At 63.8% G+C, this 16,496-nt stretch carries 16 protein-coding genes, 1 pseudogene and 1 other annotated feature; of the genes and pseudogenes, 11 read left to right on the top strand and 6 right to left on the bottom strand.

Annotated features, from left to right (window positions below; genetic code table 11):
* Positions 1 to 323 precede the first annotated feature (323 nt).
* From ASE61_RS07615 to groES, 3 genes are read right to left on the bottom strand one after another with little or no spacing between them, the layout of a single operon-like run.
* Positions 324 to 554 (bottom strand): hypothetical protein, encoded by a 231-nt coding sequence (locus tag ASE61_RS07615; protein WP_156407010.1) that lies wholly within the window; start codon positions 552 to 554, stop codon positions 324 to 326.
* 57 nt (positions 555 to 611) lie between these two features.
* The gene (gene groL, locus ASE61_RS07610; protein WP_061966297.1) at positions 612 to 2,237 is read right to left on the bottom strand and encodes a chaperonin GroEL; all 1,626 of its coding nucleotides are present in this window, start codon (positions 2,235 to 2,237) and stop codon (positions 612 to 614) included.
* A 58-nt stretch (positions 2,238 to 2,295) separates the two neighbouring features.
* Complete coding sequence (groES, locus tag ASE61_RS07605; RefSeq protein ID WP_061966296.1) at positions 2,296 to 2,610, bottom strand: co-chaperone GroES; 315 nt, start codon at positions 2,608 to 2,610, stop codon at positions 2,296 to 2,298.
* 261 nt (positions 2,611 to 2,871) lie between these two features.
* Here groES and ASE61_RS07600 point away from each other — a divergent pair, with 261 nt between their 5' ends.
* Positions 2,872 to 3,141 (top strand): usg protein, encoded by a 270-nt coding sequence (locus ASE61_RS07600; protein WP_061966295.1) that lies wholly within the window; start codon positions 2,872 to 2,874, stop codon positions 3,139 to 3,141.
* Positions 3,142 to 3,315: 174 nt separating this feature from the next.
* Positions 3,316 to 3,609, top strand: a complete 294-nt coding sequence (locus ASE61_RS07595) for a DUF982 domain-containing protein (RefSeq protein WP_061966389.1) — start codon at positions 3,316 to 3,318, stop codon at positions 3,607 to 3,609.
* A 317-nt stretch (positions 3,610 to 3,926) separates the two neighbouring features.
* On the opposite strand, the pseudogene ASE61_RS07590 reads toward ASE61_RS07595, so the two are convergent.
* Positions 3,927 to 4,824: pseudogene (locus tag ASE61_RS07590) on the bottom strand (MBL fold metallo-hydrolase).
* 394 nt (positions 4,825 to 5,218) lie between these two features.
* Between ASE61_RS07590 and ASE61_RS07585 the strand changes: the two are divergent.
* The 8 genes from ASE61_RS07585 to ASE61_RS07550 all read left to right on the top strand — a co-directional run bounded on the left by ASE61_RS07585 (position 5,219) and on the right by ASE61_RS07550 (position 13,326).
* Positions 5,219 to 6,136 (top strand): MBL fold metallo-hydrolase, encoded by a 918-nt coding sequence (locus tag ASE61_RS07585; protein WP_061966294.1) that lies wholly within the window; start codon positions 5,219 to 5,221, stop codon positions 6,134 to 6,136.
* Positions 6,137 to 6,223: 87 nt separating this feature from the next.
* Positions 6,224 to 6,976, top strand: a complete 753-nt coding sequence (locus tag ASE61_RS07580; protein ID WP_061966293.1) for an SDR family oxidoreductase — start codon at positions 6,224 to 6,226, stop codon at positions 6,974 to 6,976.
* 36 nt (positions 6,977 to 7,012) lie between these two features.
* Complete coding sequence (locus ASE61_RS07575) at positions 7,013 to 7,438, top strand: cupin domain-containing protein (RefSeq protein ID WP_061966292.1); 426 nt, start codon at positions 7,013 to 7,015, stop codon at positions 7,436 to 7,438.
* A gap of 72 nt (positions 7,439 to 7,510) precedes the next feature.
* The gene (locus ASE61_RS07570) at positions 7,511 to 8,458 is read left to right on the top strand and encodes a mechanosensitive ion channel family protein (protein WP_082617285.1); all 948 of its coding nucleotides are present in this window, start codon (positions 7,511 to 7,513) and stop codon (positions 8,456 to 8,458) included.
* Positions 8,459 to 8,628: 170 nt separating this feature from the next.
* On the top strand, positions 8,629 to 11,550 hold the full coding sequence (locus ASE61_RS07565) for a PAS domain-containing protein (protein ID WP_156407009.1): 2,922 nt from the start codon (positions 8,629 to 8,631) through the stop codon (positions 11,548 to 11,550).
* The gene (locus ASE61_RS07560) at positions 11,540 to 12,181 is read left to right on the top strand and encodes a response regulator transcription factor (protein ID WP_061966290.1); all 642 of its coding nucleotides are present in this window, start codon (positions 11,540 to 11,542) and stop codon (positions 12,179 to 12,181) included. Before ASE61_RS07565 ends, ASE61_RS07560 begins: the two co-directional genes overlap by 11 nt.
* A gap of 2 nt (positions 12,182 to 12,183) precedes the next feature.
* The gene (locus tag ASE61_RS07555; RefSeq protein ID WP_061966289.1) at positions 12,184 to 12,546 is read left to right on the top strand and encodes a response regulator; all 363 of its coding nucleotides are present in this window, start codon (positions 12,184 to 12,186) and stop codon (positions 12,544 to 12,546) included.
* Positions 12,547 to 12,633: 87 nt separating this feature from the next.
* Positions 12,634 to 13,326, top strand: a complete 693-nt coding sequence (locus tag ASE61_RS07550; protein ID WP_061966388.1) for a response regulator transcription factor — start codon at positions 12,634 to 12,636, stop codon at positions 13,324 to 13,326.
* A gap of 124 nt (positions 13,327 to 13,450) precedes the next feature.
* Here ASE61_RS07550 and ASE61_RS07545 read toward each other — a convergent pair whose 3' ends face one another.
* Complete coding sequence (locus ASE61_RS07545) at positions 13,451 to 14,200, bottom strand: SDR family NAD(P)-dependent oxidoreductase (RefSeq protein ID WP_061966387.1); 750 nt, start codon at positions 14,198 to 14,200, stop codon at positions 13,451 to 13,453.
* A 425-nt stretch (positions 14,201 to 14,625) separates the two neighbouring features.
* On the opposite strand from ASE61_RS07545, the gene ASE61_RS07540 reads away from it, so the two are divergent.
* On the top strand, positions 14,626 to 15,456 hold the full coding sequence (locus ASE61_RS07540) for an alpha/beta fold hydrolase (RefSeq protein WP_061966288.1): 831 nt from the start codon (positions 14,626 to 14,628) through the stop codon (positions 15,454 to 15,456).
* Positions 15,457 to 15,561: 105 nt separating this feature from the next.
* Here the strand turns inward: ASE61_RS07540 and ASE61_RS07535 are convergent, their stop codons facing one another.
* On the bottom strand, positions 15,562 to 16,188 hold the full coding sequence (locus tag ASE61_RS07535; RefSeq protein ID WP_061966287.1) for a tyrosine-type recombinase/integrase: 627 nt from the start codon (positions 16,186 to 16,188) through the stop codon (positions 15,562 to 15,564).
* Positions 16,189 to 16,427: 239 nt separating this feature from the next.
* Positions 16,428 to 16,483 (top strand) — a sequence feature (sul1 is cis-regulatory element that is thought to sense ions involved in sulfur or methionine metabolism; They are found in Alphaproteobacteria).
* The last annotated feature ends 13 nt before the right edge of the window (positions 16,484 to 16,496 follow it).

Raw genomic sequence — 16,496 nt, 5'->3', positions numbered from 1 at the left:
GCTCACCCGCTCCCGGACGTTTGTCGGTTGGATAGCGTCCTGATCAGAGCAAGTATGGCGTTCAGGCGCGCCGTCGCGAACTCGCCGGCGCCAGGCAACTGAGCTTCGATGTGAGCGGCGACGGTCTGCCACGTTACTGATCCATCCCGCGTCATGACGGCTAGGAGATTATCCTTGAGCCCATACGTTGCGCTCTCAGCATTGGTGATGAGGGCCTTGAAGCGGTCGGAAGGCGAGAGGTCCTTAGGTTCTTGTGGGGCATCGGTCATGTCGGATATCTGATGCGATTGAGGAAATGTCGGGGATTTCATGCGGCCTCTCGCCTAGGCCTTCTCGCGAAACCGGTCGATCGCGCGCTGTGCGAGATCGTCCTCGTCGAGCGCCAGCGGAACCAGCGAAGCAACGATATAGGCGAGGTTGTTTCGCTCTAACTCGTCCGAACCTTCCGGAAGCGCCGGCTTGAGTTTCGACCACGCCTTTTCCAAAGCAGCTTCGGCGCGGGCCAAGTCGATGGGATCGGTCAGTGATGAAAAGGGCATGGCTCCCCTCAGCATGCCTAGAAATTTGGACGTCAGGAGTGGGCGCCGCGGAAACCGCGGCGCCCACGATGCTCAATAGTCCATTCCGCCGGCGGGCATGGCCGGCGCCGGGTCCTTCTTCGGCGCCTCGGCGATCATCGCCTCGGTGGTGATCAGCAGACCCGCGACCGATGCCGCGTCCTGGATCGCCGTGCGGACGACCTTGGTCGGGTCGATGATGCCGGCCTTGACCAGATCGCCATACTCGCCAGTTTGGGCGTCGTAGCCCCAGGCGTAGTCCTGCGACTCCAGCAGCTTGCCGACCACGACCGCCCCGTCGCCGCCGGCATTCTCGACGATCTGGCGGGCAGGCGCGGTGATCGCCTTGCGGACGATCTCGACGCCGGTCTTCTGGTCGTCATTGCCGGGCACGAGCCCTTCGAGCGCCTTGACCGCGCGCAGCAGGGCGACGCCGCCGCCCGGCAGGATGCCCTCCTCGACCGCTGCGCGGGTGGCGTTCAGGGCATCGTCGACGCGGTCCTTCTTCTCCTTGACCTCGACCTCCGTCGCCCCACCGACGCGGATCACCGCGACGCCGCCGGCGAGCTTGGCCAGACGCTCCTGCAACTTCTCGCGGTCGTAATCCGAGGTGGTTTCCTCGATCTGCGCCTTGATCTGCGCAACCCGGGCGTCGATCTCGGCCTTCGCGCCAGCGCCATCGACGATGGTGGTGTTCTCCTTCTCGATCCGGACCTTCTTGGCGCGGCCGAGCATGTCGAGCGTGACGGTTTCCAGCTTGATGCCGAGATCCTCGCTGATCGCGGTGCCGCCGGTCAGGATCGCGATGTCCTCCAGCATGGCCTTGCGGCGATCACCGAAGCCCGGAGCCTTGACGGCCGCGATCTTCAGGCCGCCACGGAGCTTGTTGACGACGAGCGTGGCGAGAGCCTCGCCCTCGACATCTTCCGCCACGATCAGCAGCGGCTTGCCCGTCTGGACAACCGCTTCCAGCAGCGGCAGCATCGCCTGGAGGCCCGAGAGCTTCTTCTCGTGGATCAGGATGTACGGGTCTTCCAGCTCTGCGACCATCTTTTCGGAATTGGTCACGAAGTAAGGCGAGAGATAGCCACGATCGAACTGCATGCCCTCGACGACGTCGAGCTCGGTCTCGGCGGTCTTGGCTTCCTCGACGGTGATGACGCCCTCGTTGCCGACCTTCTTCATCGCCTCGGCGATCATCTCGCCGATGGTGCGGTCGCCATTGGCCGAGATGGTGCCGACCTGCGCGACCTCCTCCGAGCCGGTGATAGTCTTGGAATGCTCGCCGAGCGACTTGGTCACCGCCTCGACGGCGAGATCGATCCCGCGCTTCAGGTCCATCGGGTTGATGCCGGCCGCGACCGCCTTGGCGCCTTCGCGGACGACCGCCTGCGCGAGTACAGTCGCGGTCGTGGTGCCGTCGCCAGCGGCGTCGTTCTGCTTCGATGCCACCTCGCGGACCATCTGGGCGCCCATGTTCTCGAACTTGTCGGAAAGCTCGATCTCCTTGGCGACGGTGACGCCGTCCTTGGTGATGCGTGGCGCACCGAACGACTTCTCGATCACGACATTGCGGCCCTTCGGACCCAGTGTGACCTTCACGGCGTTGGCAAGCGTGTCGACGCCGCGCAGCATCCGCTCGCGCGCGTCCTGCGAAAACTTCACGTCCTTCGCAGCCATGATTCCTCACTCCTTCAGACTTGAGGTTTCAGGTTGATGATGTCGGATAAAGGCCCCGTCAGGCGGCCTTCTTGAGCGCGGCCGTCGTCTCGACGACGCCCATGATGTCGGACTCCTTCATGATCAGGAGATGCTGGCCATCGATCTTGACCTCAGTGCTGCTCCATTTGCCGAAGAGCACGCGGTCGCCGACCTTAACGTCGGGCGGCACGAGCTTGCCGGTCTCGTCACGCGCGCCGGCGCCGACGGCGACGACCTCGCCCTCCTGCGGCTTTTCCTTGGCGGTGTCGGGAATGATGATCCCGCCCTTGGTCTTCTCCTCGGCGTCGATGCGCTTCACGACGACGCGGTCATGCAGTGGCCGAAACTTCATGAGTTCCTCCAGTTTCCATGTCGGTCACATGTCAAAGCGGGCCGGCCCTGTGCAGGTCTTGCGGCGAGTTCCGCGCGCCCTGAGGCGCCGTGCCCGCGCGATGATTTGGGTTGCCCGATTTTTGCCTTCAAGAGGTCGGCAGCACTTTTTTTGATAGAGTGCTAAGGGGCTGAAAAGGCAGCACAAACGCAACCTTTTCATCTTGCCAGGGCGTTGAGAATCCGCTGCCATCGGCGCAGTGAAACTAGGGAGCTAAAAGGAATGGCTTCGACAGACTTCGCCCTCCAGATCGCCGGCTACGGACTGACCACCGCCGGCATCCTCTACCGCCTGCCCGACCACCCATCGATCCTGCAGGAATATATATGGCAGGACTACGATCTCGCCCCCCGCTTTCCCGAGCTCAACAAGTTCCTCGCCTTCTGGCAGGCCAAGCTCGACGGCAAGCTGTTCCGCATCACGGTCGCTCATAAGGACCTGATCGGCCCCGCCGACCTCAGCGCGGTCAGTGGTGAATTTCGGCTCCAATGACGTCGATGTTTCGGCAGGCTTGATCCGGAGAGAATACATCCCAAAATTATAGCCGCCGCCGATAGCGATAGCGCGCTCGACGCGGCGATCAACCAAACCGGATCCATGTTGCTTCCAGGAGGATATGGCTATGGCAACGTTGGCAATCGCTCCCCGCCGAGGGAGGACTGCATGATGACATCAGACGATTTCGAGCGGCCGGTCGTAATCCTGACCGGGCTGGGGCATCCCGCGGCGATCGCGTCTGCCATGGAGGCCTATATGTTCCTGGCCGACTGGCCGGCGAGCAGGCGCGATCCGGTCCACGGCTTCGCGTTGAAGGCCTGCCTAGCAGCCATCCGCGGCGAGATCGAGCCGGAGACGGCGCGCGGCCTGTTTGCGTCATGGGCGGAAAAGCATGATCTCCTTGCGCCCGACGTGGCCGCGTTCGCCAGCAGCCGCAAGGAAGGCTCGCGCGGCCACGCCTAACGAGGAGCCCGGCGCCGCACCAGGGGGTCCGGGCTACCTCAATTGTTGCAGCCGAGGCGCGCCAATAGCTGACCTTGGATCAATGCCGGGTAGCGGACATCCTGTGCGCCGGCCAGGGCGACTGACGTCGGTCCGCAACCGTCAAGTCTGCGTTACAGGGCGGTGGAGCCATCGAACCTCTGCGACGTGAACTGCGACTGGCTGGCTCCACTCAGGATGGATAGCGGGCGCGATCTCGGTACGTTCGTGAGGTTCAGCCGAGATCTTCCACGCTCTGGCGCTGCCAGCTTTCAACCTGGCAGCGTCCGATCAGCCGCTTAGTAGTCCCACCAGGCGGGCACCCAGCGAAAGAGCTTGCCCTCCGCCGCCACGCGCCCGACGGACGGGAAGGGCATATGCGTAGAAACCAGCCAGGAGCCAGTCGTCGCCAGCTCCTGCATCAGGCGCAGCCGAACGCGGGTCGCCTCCTCGGGATCGTGTTCGAAGCCGTTATGCCATTCGGGATGGTCGAACGAGACCGGGAAGATGGCGTCGCCACCGAACATCAGCCTGTCGCTGCCGGACGCGATGCGGACCACGCTGTGCCCAGGGGTATGGCCTCCAGTGCGCGTGACGACCACGCCCGGCGCAACCTGCTGCTCCTGCTCGAATGTGCGCAACTCGGCATGGTACATATCCAGGAAGCGCCTCGACGCATTTCTGGCGATCTCCGCAAGCGCCGGCGGCATGCCGGTGCGGGAGAAATCGGGCGCTTTCCAGAACGCGGCTTCCGCGGCGGAGACATGGATCCGCAGGTCCGGACGCAATTGCTCCTTCACCCCTTCGACGAGCAGCCCGCCGACATGGTCGAAATGCATATGCGTCAGCACTACATCGGTCACGGAAGCCAGATCGACGCCTGCGGCGGCCAGCCGGTCGCCGAACAACCCGGCGCGCGTGAAGTCCGGAACTTCACCACCAATCCCGCTATCGATGAGAATGGTCTGAGCCCCGCTGTGCACCACGACCGCATTCAGCGCCCAATCGAATGTGTCATGCGCCAGGAATGAACGGTCGAGCCACAGCCGGGTCGGCATTGGTCGCCATCGACTCGGCCGGCGGCTCCAGGACGCCGTCGCTGATCACGAGGACGTCGATCTCGCCGACCCGCACCGCGTAGCGCGAGGGAACGAGATCGTCGGGTCCCGGCCCGTCGTCGGTCTTAAAGGTCTTCATCGTTTGTGGCTGTCCCACGGGAGCCTCCTGGCAATCCTGCAACTGAGCCGTATCGGCCACGTCCTTGGTGGCAACGGCGTCGGCACATAGGCTCGGAACGGGTGCCCGGCGGAATCAGGCAACGGTCTAGTCGATGCACACCAATGGATAGGAGCGCCCGCTTCTGCGCCCAGTATTGGAAGGGCGCGTTCTCGCGCCGCCCGCGTTCTTGCTTTCAACGGCGGTCCATCTCGATGTGTTTGAGCGGCGCGCCCTGGGCCAAGGCAGCCAGCCTGACGATGCGAACCTATGATTTGGTATGGCTCGCCCTATTCCTTGACCTAATCGACCGGAAAACGGGGTCCCAATAGCGTCTCCGGTGCCGTGAGCAGAGCGGCGTCATTAGGAGATAGTCATGAGCCTGGACACCGCCTCACGCCCAAGCAGGACAGGACCCGAGGAACTCGTTCCATCGCGCTATGCGGTGCAGATCGGCGATATCGAGGTGCTGATCATCAGCGATGGCGTATTGCCGCTTCCGACCAAGATGCTGGGTCACAACGTCGCCGCGACCGAGCGGGCGACGTGGCTGAACGAGATGTTCCTGCCGCAGGATGCGTTCGACTGGTCGCTGAACGTGGTCGTGGTCCGCCGCGGTGACCAGACCATTCTGGTCGATGCGGGACTGGGGCTGGACCCGAACCTGAACCTGCCCAAGGCAGGCCAGCTGATCAAGCGATTGGCGGCTGCCGGTATCGACCTCGCATCGGTCACCGATGTCGTGCTGACGCATATGCACATGGACCATGTCGGCGGGCTTCTGGTCGAAGGCGTGAAGGAGCAGTTGCGCCCGGACCTGCGGATCCATGTCGCTGCCGCCGAGGTCACGTTCTGGGAAGCGCCGGACTTCAGCCATGTCAACATGCCCGAAGGCTTCCCGGATGCGCTGCGCGCCACCGCCAAGCGGTTCGCACAGGAATACCGGAGCTATCTGCGGCCGTTCGACGAGCAGCATGAGGTCGCGCCGGGGGTGATCGTCCGCCGCACAGGCGGCCACACGCCTGGGCACAGTGTGGTCCGCCTGGCATCCGGAGGCGATCGGCTGACCTTCGCCGGCGACGCCGTCTTCTCTGTCGGTTTCGACCACCCCGATTGGCACAATGGCTTCGAGCACGATCCCGAGGAGGCCGCCCGCGTCCGGGTTCGCCTTTTGACCGAACTCGCGGCGACCGGCGAGCAGCTGGTGGCGACCCACCTGCCGTTCCCGTCCGTCGGCCGGGTGGCTGTCGATGGCGACGCCTTCCGCTGGGTTCCGGCCTTCTGGGACTACTGACAGCTGGTCTTTCGCGCCGGCAGTGCCGTTCGCCCGCGAGTTGGTGAACGGCGCGCCGCACGAATGCTGCGAGAACGGAGATATCAAATGAAAATCGTGATTATCGGCGGAACCGGCCTAATCGGTTCCAAGACCGCGGAACGCCTGCGCCGGAAAGGGCATGACGTCGTTGCCGCCTCGCCGAATACCGGTGTGAACACCATCACGGGCGAAGGCCTGGCGGAGGCGCTGAAGGACGCCGAGGTCGTGATCGACCTCGCGAACTCGCCGTCCTTCGAGGACAAGGCCGTGCTCGAATTCTTCCAGACCTCGGGCCGAAACCTGATGGCGGCGGAGAAGAAGGCCGGCGTGAAGCACCACGTCGCGCTCTCCATCGTCGGCACCGATCGGCTGCCGGAAAGCGGCTATCTTCGTGCCAAGGTGGCGCAGGAAACGATCATCCGCGCGGCCGGCATTCCCTATACGATCCTGCGGTCGACGCAGTTCATGGAGTTCCTCGGCGGTATCGCCCAGTCAGGAACGGTCGACGGGACAGCCCATCTGTCGACGGGCAACCTACAGCCGATCGCCTCCGACGATGTCGCCGATTTCGTGGCGGAGGCGGCGCTGGCGGAGCCGGCCAATGGCATCATCGAAATCGCCGGCCCCGAACGCGCACGCCTCTGCGATTTCGTCGCGCGCTATCTCCAGGCGATCGGGGATTCGCGCACCGTCGTCCCCGATCCGGATGCCCGATACTTCGGGACCAGGCTGGAGGCCGGTTCGCTCGTCTCCGACAACAATCCCCGCATCGGCCGCATCGATTTCGATCGCTGGTTCGCGACCGCTCCCCGGAAATAGCGGTTCATCCATCTCAAACACGAAAGGACGATCGACATGGCCAAATCATTGGCATGTGCCGTTGCGTTGACGGCTCTCCTGTCGGCCCCAGCTCTGGCGCATGACACGCCCGGTGGCGGCGAAGGCGCGAAGGTCACATTGGTCTACGACCACGAGCTCCCGAACGTGCCGGGCAAGAGCATGAGGGGCGTTCTCGTCGAATACGCTCCGGGCGGCTTCTCGGAGGGACACACGCACCCCGTCTCAGCCTTCATCTATGCGACCGTGCTCGAAGGGGCGATCCGCAGCCAGGTCAATGACGGGCCTGCCACGGTCTACAAGGCCGGCGAAAGCTTCTCGGAGCTGCCGGGCGACCGCCACGGCGTCAGCGAGAATGCCAGCAAGACGCAGCCGGCAAAGCTGCTGGCCGTCTTCGTCGTCGATACCGCCCAGCAGGAACTGACGTTCCCGCTCAAGAAGTAGATGGGCTAGCCGGGCTTTGGCCCGGCACAGCTCCTTTCAGTCATTGGCGATCGTGATCGAGGCCCCCCTTCCATGTTCGGCGATGACCATTTCCTCCCACTTCTTCTGATCAACGTTCTGGGCATTGCCGGTATCGTCATCTGGCACATTCAGGGCTGCGACCGCCCGACCGGTCGCCTGATCGTCCAGATCCTGTTCTTTGCCGGCATGAGCCTCGTGCTCTACCTGGGCGGCATCGCTCCGCATCAACCCGATGATGCCTATGCCGAGGGGCTGACCGCGCTGCTTTCCAAATCCGCCAGAGTTCTCTGGTGGACGCATCTCGCCTGGACGATCATCGGCTTCATCCACATCTATGTCAGGCTGAACCGGAAGCCGCAGGAAGCGCATCTGATCCTCGATATGGCCGTTGCCGCCATCTATCTCGGCGTGGCGTTGTCGGTCATGGGCTTCGTCTTCGGCCTGCCGATCGCCACCCTGGTGACGACCTCGGGTGTCGTCGCGCTCATCCTGGGCCTGGCATTGCAGAACACGCTCGGCGACGTGTTCTCCGGCATCGCGCTGACGCTCGGCAAGGCCTATTCCATCGGTGACTGGGTGCAGTTGAACGACGGCACTGCGGGGCGCGTCACCGAAACCAACTGGCGCTCCACCAACCTGCTGACCGGCTTGAACAATATCGTGGTGCTGCCGAACAGCCTGCTGGCCAAGCAGAGCCTGACCAGCTTGAGCCGACCCGACGAGTCCCATCTCATCACCTTGGGCGTCCGCTTTACCGCAGGGCAAAGGCCGCGCGTCGTCGAGGACGCCATGCGATCCGTGCTGGAAGCCAGCACCCGGATCGTCAAGGAGCCGCCGCCCGCCGTCGCCTTGAAGGGCATCGACGCGACGGCCATCGAGGTGGAGCTGCAGTTCCGCGTCGCCAGCCTCGTCACGGGCACCTCCGCCAGGAACGAGATCATCGACCTCATCCACGATCGCTGCGAAGCAAGCGGCCTTTCGCTGGCCGAGCCCGCCTAGGCACCTCCCTTCGCGACTCGATTTCCCGGCAAGTCATGGATTTCCATAAGTGCGGCTGCGGCTTCCCGGCGCTAGTTTCCGGTGAGTTAGCCAGTCACGCCTCAGAGAACTGGTGCTAGACGAAGCTGTGACGGTTTCCAGGCATTCCGTCTCCGAAAGGGCAGCCGATCATGGTAGCAGCGCTTCGCCGAACGCCGTCGGCGTTGATGGTCGTCACGCTGGCTGTCGGCGTCGCGGCGTGCTGGTCGACCGGAACACTCTTCGGCGTCCTGGCCCCGCTTGGCGCATTGTTTCTCTACGCGCGGGGCTATTGGCTCCTGACGCTCTGGATCGGGCTGCTGATCGCCTTCTCCGCGTCGGTCATCGCTGCTCTGCTTTATCCGGGCAGCATAAGGGAGGCCGCGCTTTCGCTCGGGGCGCTTGCGGCGGTTGCCGCTTGTATCGGCTTGCTTCTCGTCGCCGGCCCGCTCCGTCGCAGCAACCGCCTCACAGCCCCGCAGCGACAAGAACCTGGGCAGCCGGAGGGGCTCGGGCCCGCTCCGGCGCCCGGCGCGATCCATCCCGATGATCGGGCCGCGATCGCGCATGCCGCAGCCTATGCATTCTGGACGGGCGTGCCGCAGGTGACGGGCTATCGGCTGCGCCAGCTGGACGGCAGCTACCACTGGACGGAGTTGCGCGCCGAGCCCGGCTATGGCGTGAGCGTCGACGTCGATGCCATGATCTCCCGACCGGATGATCGCTGGACCGTTGCGGAATCCCTTGGAACGACTGTCGAGGCGGTCAAGGCGGCCAAGGTGATCGAGAGCCTGCACGGCAAGGCCTGGGCCTTCGATGCGATGGGCAAGTTCACCTATGTCACGCCGGCCGCCCAGGTCGTCATCGACATGGCCCTGGAGGACCTCAATCGCCGCCTCGGCGAGCGCGAGTTCATCGACGGGGGCGAAGCCGGCTGGATGCGTGGTGTCCATCCGGATGATGTCGACAGGGCTGCCTCGACCCTGCGCCATTGCCTCAGGACGGGCGAGCCGTGGAACATCGAATACCGGATGCTGCGCACGACCGGGCAATATGTCTGGCACCGCATTTCGGCGCGGCCGACGCGCGATGACGATGGCCACATCACGGGCTGGTTCGGCACCTCGATCGATATCGACGTCTACAAGAAGACCGAAGCTGCCCTGCGGGCCCGAGAGCAGCATCTGGAGCAGCTGATCGACACGGTCCCGGCCATGATCTGGAGCATGACGGAGGAAGGCCATCCCGCCTATCTCAACAAGCGGATGATGGAAGTGACCGGCGCGACGCTCGAAACCGTCATGGCGCCAGACGGATCGCTCACCTTGAAGCGGATGATCCACCCCGATTTTCTGGAGATGGCGGAGCGGACATTCGCCAGATCCGTCGCGACGGGAACGCCGTACACGATCAAGTATCTTCAGCACCGCGCCGACGGCACCTATCGCTGGACTGAAACGCGAGCGGAGGCCCTGCGCGACGAGGCGGGCCGGATCATCCGGTGGTACGGGGTATCCGTCGATATCCACGACCTGATCACCACGCAGACGGAACTGCATCTGCGCAAGCAGGAACTGACGCGGCTCGTCGATCTCGTGCCGAGCTTCCTCTGGCGGCTGACTCCGGACGGGGCGCCGAACTTCTTCAACCGCCGCTTCATCGATTTCCTGGGCCTTGACGATGGCAGCTCCGAGCAACCCCAGACGGAGCAATACGCGGCGGCGCTGAAGGCCGCGGTCCATCCGGACGACGCCGCTCGCGTGTGGGCCGGTCTCAAGGCTTGTCTGAGCAGCGGCCGGCCTTTCGCCATGCGCTATCGCCTGCGCCGCCACGATGGCGTCTATCGCTGGATGGATGGGCGCGCGGAGCCGCTCCTGGACGAGGATGGCAGCATCATCCAGTGGCACGGCCTGTCACACGACGTCGACGATCAGTTGCGGGTGGAGGAGGCTCTTCGGGAAAGCGAGCGTTCGCTGCGCCAACTGGTCGAGACGCTGCCCGCCCTCATCTACTGCGCCGCACCTAACGGGGAGCCGATCTATCGTAGCGAGAAGCTGCGGGAATTTCTCGGCTTCGGGCTCGGCGACAAGGATGAGAAGGGCAAGACACGCCTGACCGGCACCCTCGACGCGATCATCCACCCCGACGATCTCCCCGACGTCAAAGAGCGATATGCGTATTCATTGGCGATGGGCACCCCCTATGCGATGAAGCACCGCCTCAGGCGAGCCGACGGCGCATACCGCTGGGTCGAGACACGAACCGCCGCGATGCGGAATGCCGAGGGCGAGATCGTCCAATGGAACGGCATCTGCTTCGAGATCGAAGATCAGGTGCGGGCGCAGGAGGCGCTGACACTGACGCAGGAACGGCTCGCGCGCGCGGCACAGGCCGCTAGCTTGGCAGAGCTCTCCGCCTCGATCGCCCATGAGGTCAACCAGCCGCTCGCCGCGGTCGTCGCCAACTCGCATGCATGCCAACGCTGGCTCACCTCCGACCCACCCAATCTGGAGCGGGCGCAGAAGACCGTCGAGCGCATCATCCGGGACGCGAATTCCGCTGCCGATGTCGTCGGCAGAGTCCGCGCCCTGTTCAAGCAGACTGTCGAGGCGCGGAGCCTCTGGCAGCTCGACACCATCCTCCACGAGGCCAGGGACCTGATGCTGGAAGAGGCGACCCGGCGGCGGATCCGCATCGAGATCGATGTCGAGCCGGGGCTACCGCCGCTGGCCCTGGACCGCATCCAGATCCAGCAGGTTCTGGTCAATCTGATCCGCAACGGGATCGAGGCGATGGAGCCGACACAGCGCAGGGCGCTTCATATCCGGTCGTTGCGCGACGGCGATCTCATCCGGACCGAAGTCCGCGATACGGGCGCGGGCATCAGCGCCCCAGAGAAGGTCTTCGAGCCGTTCTTCTCGACCAAATCCAATGGCATGGGCATGGGGCTCGCGATATCGCGCACCATCATCGAATCCCATGGCGGGCGTCTCTGGGCCGAGGACAATCAGCCCAGCGGAGCGATCTTCATCTTCACCCTGCCTGTCGAAGCGAAAGCGGATCATGAGCGTTGACGACACCATCGTGTTCATCGTCGACGATGACGAGGCTCTGCGCGAGGCGCTGGGCGAATTGCTCGAGGCCAACGGAGTCCGGTCGGCGCTGTTCCGATCCGCCGGCGACTATATCGGCGCCGACAAGCCCGATCTCCCGGCCTGCCTCATCCTCGATGTCGAGCTTCCCGATATCAACGGGCTCGAATTGCAACGGCAGATCGCGCGGGACGACCATCCGCCCATCGTGTTCATCACCGGCCATGGCGACATTCCCTCATCGGTGCGCGCCATCAAGCATGGCGCCGTCGACTTCTTGACCAAGCCGTTCAGCGATACCGCACTCATGGGGGCGATCGGTTCGGCGATCGCGCAGGACCGGGAAACCAGGGCGAAACGTGCCGAGGTCGCGCTGCTGCGCCAGCGCTATCAGGAGCTGTCTCCGCGCGAGCGTGAAGTCCTGCCTCTGGTGGTGAGCGGGCTGCTCAACAAGCAGGCTGCAGCCGAGCTCGGCATCAGCGAAGTGACCCTGCAGATCCACAGAAGAAACGTCATGCAAAAAATGGCGGCATCATCGCTCGCCGACCTGGTGCGAATTGCGGAGCGGTTGGCAATCCCGATCCAGCATTCGCGCCGGATGGGAGGAATCTAGGCTTGGGCACGCACAAACATATCGTGGCTGTCGTCGATGATGATCCGCGGTTGCTGGAATCGCTTGAAGATCTGCTCGAATCCGCCGGCTATGCGGTTCGCAGCTTCCCGTCGGCGACAGCCTTGATTCAGGCCGGCCTCTCCGGGCTGGACCTCCTCATCACCGATATCGGCATGCCGGGCCTGGACGGCTTCGAGCTGCGCGACCTCGTGAACAGGGAGCGCCCGGAACTGCCGGTCTTTCTGATCACCGGGCGCCATGAGATCGCCGACCAGATCAGGGCGCGTGCCGTGGAGAGCTTCTTCTGCAAGCCCTTCGACGGTCAGGCGCTGCTCGCGGCGATCGCGCGTGCCCTGCGTCGGTAGTGCGTCTTCCAGCGAAATGAGCGCCGGTTCGCGTTAACAAGAGCGACAGGGCGCAGACAATGCTTCTGAGAGATGTGGAAGGTGAACATGATTATTGATCGCTCACTCTCGCCAAGGTCGAGGGCGCTGCCGGCACAACGCCAGGACGGGACGAAGCATCCCCTCGTCATCATCGTCGATGACGACGCTTCGGTTCGCGAGGCGCTCTGCGAATTGATGCTGTCGGCCGGCTTCGAGGCGATTTCGCTCAGCTCGACCAAGGCACTGCTTGAGACCAGCGCCCTCGATCAGCCAGGGTGCCTGATCCTCGACGTCCGCATGCCCGGTTCGAGCGGGCTCGACTTGCAGCGGCATCTGACGTCGAGCGGAAATCCCAAGCCGATCATCTTCCTGACGGGGCATGGCGATATCCCGATGACCGTTCAGGCCATGAAGGCCGGCGCCGTCGACTTTCTGACGAAACCGGTCCGCGATCAGACTTTGCTGGACGCGGTCAACGCTGCGATCGCACTGGATGCGGCACGACGCGCGGAAGCGGCCAGGATCAAGGGCTATGTCGAGCGCGTGCAGACGCTGACGCCGCGCGAGCGCGAGATCATGCATGAGGTGACGCGGGGGCGTCTCAACAAGCAGATCGCCTTCGACCTCGGCATCAGCGAGGTCACGGTCAAGCTGCACAGAGGCAATCTGATGCGGAAGATGGAGGTCGCCTCGATCGGCGAACTCATCCGGGCCTGGGAGGCGCTGCCGGTCAGGATGCGCGCGACCAACGCCGCATAGGACCTTCGAGCGAAACCGGAAGCGGTCGCGGCGGCGTGATGGGATGAGCAACGGGATGGAGCAGACTCCAGGCGCGGCAGTCCGATCACCGCGCCCGATGCGCAAGAGCGCGCTATGCCTGCGGTCAGGTCAGCGCCATGCCGCCATCGACAGTGAGATTGACGCCCGTCACGAAGTCGCTCTGCGCCGAGCACAGGAAAAGCGCGGCTTGAGCGAGTTCGTCGGCCTCGCCCATCCGGCCAAACGGGATCGCCTGTGCGGCCATGTCCTCGACCTGTGACAGCGCTTCGGCCGGGATGCCGAGCTTTCCGATGATCGGCGTTGCGGTCGGACCGGGGCTGAGCACGTTGACGCGGATACGCCGATCCTTGAACTCCAAAGCCCAGTTGCGGGCGAATGCCTCGATCGCAGCCTTGCTGCCGGCATAGACGGCGTGGCCGTCCAGCACCTTGCGGCTGGCGATCGAGCTGGTCAGCAGGATGACGGCGCCATCACGCAGCATCGGGGCGATCTTCTGCACGCCGAAGAAGGTGCCGCGCGCATTGGCGAGGAACTGCGCGTCGTAATCCTGCGGCGTCACCGCCAGGCTCGGCTGGACCCGGATACCCCCGGCATTCGCCATGTAGATATCGGCCTTGCCGAACCGTTCCGCGACGAAGGCGGCGACGCGTTCATGCGTGGTGAGATCGGCAACGTCGCCGGCGAGACCGATCGCCCTTTGCCCGAGCGCCTCCACGGCTTGATCGACCGGTTCCCGGCGGCGCCCGACGATCAGGACATTCGCGCCTTCCGCCACGAAGACGCGCGCCGTCGCGAAGCCGATGCCACTATTGCCGCCGGTGATCACAGCGACCTTGTTCGACAGTTTGCTCATGCGGACCTCCATCTGGAAAGATCCGAGATTGAGGAGATGCCGTATTAAAACAAATATTCAAAAGTCGATATGACCTATACGTCAGCATAGAACGAACCGACGCCGAGTTTATTGATTGAAAATATGCTTGGTCCAAGCTCGGAGAGCTTCGATAAGCCGCAAGAATCTCAAAATATTTGTAGCGGCCTCAAAGCCGGCTCTTCAGGGGATGCTCAGCCAGGCATCGCCCGGAGGCGTCGATCGCAGCCCAAAGCCGCGCCTCGGAGGCGCCAATGCCGAACGATCCATCGTCCAGCCCAACTGATTGCAGCCGGCGCGGCCTCTTGTGCGGCGGCGCCTGCGTGGCGGCGGCTGGCACGCTTCCGCTCTCGTCTTTCGCACAACCCGCCACCGTTTCCCCTCGGAACAGCAGAAGGAGCCAACGCATGAACTATGTGACGACCCGTGATGGCGTCGAGATCTTCTACAAGGATTGGGGCCCGAAATCGGCGCAGCCGCTCGTCTTCCACCATGGCTGGCCGCTCAGCGCCGATGACTGGGACGCGCAGATGCTGTTCTTCCTGGCGCAGGGCTTCCGGGTCGTCGCGCATGACCGGCGTGGGCATGGCCGTTCCAGCCAAGTCTCCGACGGTCATGACATGGACCATTACGCTGCCGACGTCGCGGCCGTGGTCGAGCATCTCGACCTGCGCAGCGCCGTCCATATCGGCCATTCGACCGGCGGCGGCGAGGCCACGCGCTATGTCGCCCGTCACGGCAAAAGGCGCACGGCAAAGCTCGTCCTGATCGGCGCGGTGCCGCCGATCATGGTCAAGACCGACCGAAACCCCGGCGGCCTGCCGATCGAGGTCTTCGACGGGTTTCGCAAGAGCCTCGCCGCCAATCGCAGCAGGTTCTACACCGATCTCGCGGCGGGACCGTTCTATGGTTTCAACCGGCCGGGGGTTGAGGCGGATCCGAGCCTCGTCCAGAACTGGTGGCGCCAGGGCATGATGGGTTCGGCCAAGGCCCACCACGATGGCATCAAGGCCTTTTCGGAGACCGATTTCACCGAAGACCTCAAGGTGATCGAGGCCCCGGTGCTGGTGATGCATGGTGATGACGATCAGGTCGTCCCGATCGGCGACAGCGCTCCGCTCACCGCCAAGCTGCTCAAGCGCGCGACTCTGAACATCTACAACAAGCTGCCCCACGGCATGGCGACGACCCATGCGGATGTCGTGAACAGGGATATCCTGACATTCGTCCGGGGCTGACATGCATGGGCGAGGCGGCAATCAAAGCCGCCTCGCCCATGTTCACCGCAGGGCCACCATTGGAATTCCGCAAGCGGCACGGCTTCTTTTGCTAGACCGGAAAGCTCATAGATCCGTCTGCTCGGACAGGAGCAGAGCATCATCGACTTCAATGCCGAGGTATCGGACCGTGCTTTCGAGCTTGGAATGGCCCAGTAGCAGCTGACAGGCACGAAGGTTGCCGGTTCGCTTGTAGATCAGCGCAACTTTTGTCCGCCGGAGGCTGTGTGTCCCATAGAGTGCGGGATCGAGGCCGATCAAGGCGACCCAGCCATCGAGAAGCCGGCCGTATTGCCTCGTCGTCAAGTGATCGCCGGGTCGGCTGCGGCTCGGGAAGAGCCATTCACCGGTTGCCGCTGGTCGTCTCCTAAGCCAGGCTGTCAGCGCCTCTCGGGTCGGATCCGTCAGCTCGAAAGGCACTGGCCGGCCGGTCTTCTGCTGAATGATCGATGTTCGCAGCCGCACGGTTCCGCCGAGCATGACATCGCCCACACGAAGCCGGACGAGATCACAACCACGTAGCTTGCTGTCGATGGCGAGATTAAACATCGCCAAATCTCGCACGCGTCGGTCGTGCTGAAGCCGTGTCCTGATCGCCCAGATATGACGCGGCTTCAGGGGCGGCTTCGGACCTATGATGCGGCCGGTATTCCAAGCCGGACGCTGATGGGTCTGCTGAGCTTCGACAAGCATGACGCATCCTCCATCGGGATGCCGCATCCGAAGCGCATTATACTGCATCTGTCGCTCGTCTGATGCGCCACAAGCGGACGCTGGGTACTTGCCCTGGAGCGGACATTACATATCAGCGGCTGAACGGCCTATTTCGCCCCAAGGCGGACTCATCAAAGTCTTGCAGTCAGGCAGTTAAGCAGTTGCCGCTCGATCGGCGGTTGTGCCGCTCGATCTGGTGGTTATAACGCTCCCACTAACTCGGACCCGGTGAAATCCCGGGTGGCTCTTCCGGCCGCCGATCCGCCGGACCACGCAACAGGCCTCTC

Source organism: Allobosea sp. Root670, from assembly GCF_001429415.1.
Lineage (GTDB): Bacteria > Pseudomonadota > Alphaproteobacteria > Rhizobiales > Beijerinckiaceae > Allobosea > Allobosea robiniae.
The sequence above is the reverse complement of the archived record's forward strand: the minus strand, read 5'-3'. Positions and strand labels throughout refer to the sequence as shown.

Excerpts from the sequence above, each read along its gene's own strand:
- ASE61_RS07575 (WP_061966292.1), top strand. The coding sequence starts at position 7,013 with ATGGCCAAATCATTGGCATGTGCCGTTGCGTTGACGGCTCTCCTGTCG.
- groL (WP_061966297.1), bottom strand. The coding sequence starts at position 2,237 with ATGGCTGCGAAGGACGTGAAGTTTTCGCAGGACGCGCGCGAGCGGATG.
- groES (WP_061966296.1), bottom strand. The coding sequence starts at position 2,610 with ATGAAGTTTCGGCCACTGCATGACCGCGTCGTCGTGAAGCGCATCGAC.
- ASE61_RS07565 (WP_156407009.1), top strand. The coding sequence starts at position 8,629 with ATGGTAGCAGCGCTTCGCCGAACGCCGTCGGCGTTGATGGTCGTCACG.
- ASE61_RS07585 (WP_061966294.1), top strand. The coding sequence starts at position 5,219 with ATGAGCCTGGACACCGCCTCACGCCCAAGCAGGACAGGACCCGAGGAA.
- ASE61_RS07570 (WP_082617285.1), top strand. The coding sequence starts at position 7,511 with ATGTTCGGCGATGACCATTTCCTCCCACTTCTTCTGATCAACGTTCTG.
- ASE61_RS07560 (WP_061966290.1), top strand. The coding sequence starts at position 11,540 with ATGAGCGTTGACGACACCATCGTGTTCATCGTCGACGATGACGAGGCT.
- ASE61_RS07615 (WP_156407010.1), bottom strand. The coding sequence starts at position 554 with ATGCTGAGGGGAGCCATGCCCTTTTCATCACTGACCGATCCCATCGAC.
- ASE61_RS07545 (WP_061966387.1), bottom strand. The coding sequence starts at position 14,200 with ATGAGCAAACTGTCGAACAAGGTCGCTGTGATCACCGGCGGCAATAGT.
- ASE61_RS07580 (WP_061966293.1), top strand. The coding sequence starts at position 6,224 with ATGAAAATCGTGATTATCGGCGGAACCGGCCTAATCGGTTCCAAGACC.
- ASE61_RS07600 (WP_061966295.1), top strand. The coding sequence starts at position 2,872 with ATGGCTTCGACAGACTTCGCCCTCCAGATCGCCGGCTACGGACTGACC.
- ASE61_RS07595 (WP_061966389.1), top strand. The coding sequence starts at position 3,316 with ATGACATCAGACGATTTCGAGCGGCCGGTCGTAATCCTGACCGGGCTG.
- ASE61_RS07550 (WP_061966388.1), top strand. The coding sequence starts at position 12,634 with ATGATTATTGATCGCTCACTCTCGCCAAGGTCGAGGGCGCTGCCGGCA.
- ASE61_RS07535 (WP_061966287.1), bottom strand. The coding sequence starts at position 16,188 with ATGCTTGTCGAAGCTCAGCAGACCCATCAGCGTCCGGCTTGGAATACC.
- ASE61_RS07540 (WP_061966288.1), top strand. The coding sequence starts at position 14,626 with ATGAACTATGTGACGACCCGTGATGGCGTCGAGATCTTCTACAAGGAT.